At 74.0% G+C, this 1,576-nt stretch carries 2 protein-coding genes and 2 tRNA genes; 2 read left to right on the top strand and 2 right to left on the bottom strand.

From position 1 onward, the window contains the following. Positions 1 to 64 precede the first annotated feature (64 nt). Together LLG88_04000 and LLG88_03995 are read left to right on the top strand one after the other, a co-directional pair. A tRNA-Val gene (locus LLG88_04000) sits at positions 65 to 139 on the top strand. Positions 140 to 150: 11 nt separating this feature from the next. Next, a tRNA-Ala gene (locus tag LLG88_03995) sits at positions 151 to 226 on the top strand. Between the two features lie 5 nt (positions 227 to 231). Here the strand turns inward: LLG88_03995 and LLG88_03990 are convergent. After that, a complete protein-coding gene (locus tag LLG88_03990) occupies positions 232 to 933 on the bottom strand; it encodes a uracil-DNA glycosylase (protein MCE5246069.1) in 702 nt (233 codons plus the stop codon). A gap of 81 nt (positions 934 to 1,014) precedes the next feature. Then, a partial coding sequence (locus LLG88_03985; protein MCE5246068.1) for an energy transducer TonB occupies positions 1,015 to 1,576 on the bottom strand: 562 nt, incomplete at its 5' end.

Raw genomic sequence — 1,576 nt, 5'->3', positions numbered from 1 at the left:
ATCGAATCCGCCTCGCGACTGGCGCCCCTCCCCGCCCCGTGCTATAAACCGCGGGCCGTTGATCGGGGCGTTAACTCAGCGGTAGAGTGCCATCTTCACACGGTGGAAGTCGAAGGTTCGAATCCTTCACGCCCCACCACTGGTCGTCCCGGGCCGCTAGCTCAGCTGGGAGAGCGCTGCCTTCGCAAGGCAGAGGTCGAGGGTTCGAATCCCTTGCGGTCCACCACCCCCTCAAGTCGTTGAATCGGACGCGCCGGCGAGCGCTTTGGCGCGTTCGAGCACCGCGTCGAACATCGCCGCGGTGAGGCGGCCGGTCTGGGTGTTCTGCCGCGAGACGTGGTAGGAGTCGAGCAGCGTCCGCCCGGCGCCGAGCGCGAAGACCGCGCCGTGGCCGAAGCGCGCCGCCGACGGCGGCAGGCCGAACTGCCGCAGCAGCGCGTCGTGGCCGATCCGCCCCAAGGCGAGGAAGACCCGCGCGCGGCGCAGCGAGGAGAGCTCCCGCGCCGTCCAGGAGGCGCAGGCGGCCAGTTCCGAAGCGTCGGGGCGGTTTCCCGGCGGCGCGCAGCGGACGGCGGCGGTGATGTAGACGCCGCGGAGCGTCAGGCCGTCGTCCCGCGAAACGGCGTCGGGGCGGGAGGCGAGTCCGGCGCGGTGGAGCGCCGGGAAGAGGAACGCGCCCGAGGCGTCGCCGGTGAACATCCGACCGGTGCGGTTCGAGCCGTGCGCCCCGGGGGCGAGACCGAAGAGCACCAGCGGGGCGTCGGGATCGCCGAAGCCGGGAACCGGGCGCGACCAGTACTCGCACTCGGCGAAGGCGCGCCGCTTCTCCCGCGCCAGCTGCTCCAGCCAAGCCGCGAGACGCGGGCAGCGGCGGCAGCGGACGAGCTCGCGCCGAAAGGCCTCCAGATCGTCTTCCGCCGCACGGGAAGCCAACTCGCGTCCTCCGGGAACGGCGGCGCGGACGGCCCGCCCTGAAATGAACGGGGCCGCCTCGTCGGCGGCCCCGGGAAGCGGTCAGGGATTGAAGCGCATTCGTTCCGTGATCAGGGTGTCGACCGCCCGCCCCTTCATCATGCCGGGACGGTAGCGCCACTTCTTCGCGGCGTTGGCCGCGGCGGCGCCGAGGCCGGCGCCCGGATCGCGGAGGACCTTCACGCCGCCCACCGAGCCGTCCGCGAGGACGGTCAGCTGCAGCGTCACCTCGCCCCCGATCTTGCGGGAGCGCGCGACTTCGGGGTAGCTCGGCTCGACCTTGTTGACCAGACGCGGCTGGCTCACGCCGTTGGCGCCGGGGATGAACGGCCCGCTCATCGGCGGTTCGGGCTCGGCGGCGGGATGCGCGGCCGGCGCGGGCGCGCTCTGGGCGACGACGGGGGCCGGCGCGGGGGCGGGAGCGGCGACCGCGGGCGCCGGCGCGGGGGCCGGAGCGGGCGCGGCGGCCGCAGCCTGCGTCGGCGCGGGGGCCGGCTCGGAAACCGCAGGCGCGGCGGCGGACGTCTCGGGCTTCCCCGCCTTCTTGTCCGCTTCGGCCTTCTTCAGCGCGTCGCGGTCCTTCTTCGCCTGCTTCGGATCGGCG

The organism is bacterium, assembly GCA_021372775.1.
Classification (GTDB): Bacteria; Acidobacteriota; Polarisedimenticolia; order J045; family J045; genus JAJFTU01.
The sequence above is the reverse complement of the archived record's forward strand: the minus strand, read 5'-3'. Positions and strand labels throughout refer to the sequence as shown.